The organism is Chromobacterium sp. ASV23 (assembly GCF_016428945.1).
Lineage (GTDB): Bacteria > Pseudomonadota > Gammaproteobacteria > Burkholderiales > Chromobacteriaceae > Chromobacterium > Chromobacterium sinusclupearum.
In genome coordinates this window covers 1-469 of the sequence record NZ_JAELTR010000181.1, presented here as the reverse complement: position 1 = coordinate 469, position 469 = coordinate 1, and the positions used below count along the sequence as shown (strand labels likewise).

Below are 469 nucleotides of genomic sequence, written 5' to 3'. Positions count from 1 at the left end.
GATCAAAGCTCTATTGCCAGCTCCCCCGCGCTTTTCGCAGGCTTACACGTCCTTCATCGCCTGTGATCGCCAAGGCATCCACCAGATGCACTTAGTCGCTTGACCCTATCATTTCAGTAACCTAAATTACCGCCACGACAGAGAGTGTTTGTGCGACGACTACACCGCCCCTTTTGATATGGCGACGTAGCCTTAGATACAATCAAATACCCAAGATGACGATTCAGCTAACATGAAGAGTTAACTCCATATTATTTGTCTCGCCGTCTTATATATTCGGCTTCTTCAGTTTGTTAAAGATCGGGCGTTTCAAACTACAACGCAAACAGAATCCAACTCTTCCGAGTTCGCTTTTGTTTGCACTGTAAGTGGTGGAGGATGACGGGATCGAACCGACGACCCCCTGCTTGCAAAGCAGGTGCTCTCCCAACTGAGCTAATCCCCCGCTAAACCCGAAATACCGCGTTGC

1 tRNA gene and 1 rRNA gene are annotated in these 469 nt (G+C 48.8%); both read right to left on the bottom strand.

Going from position 1 to position 469, the window contains the following annotated elements:
• Positions 1 to 105 (bottom strand): 23S ribosomal RNA (locus tag JHD59_RS23405); the annotation flags it as partial.
• Between the two features lie 264 nt (positions 106 to 369).
• Positions 370 to 445 (bottom strand) — tRNA-Ala (locus JHD59_RS23400).
• Between the last annotated feature and the right edge of the window lie 24 nt (positions 446 to 469).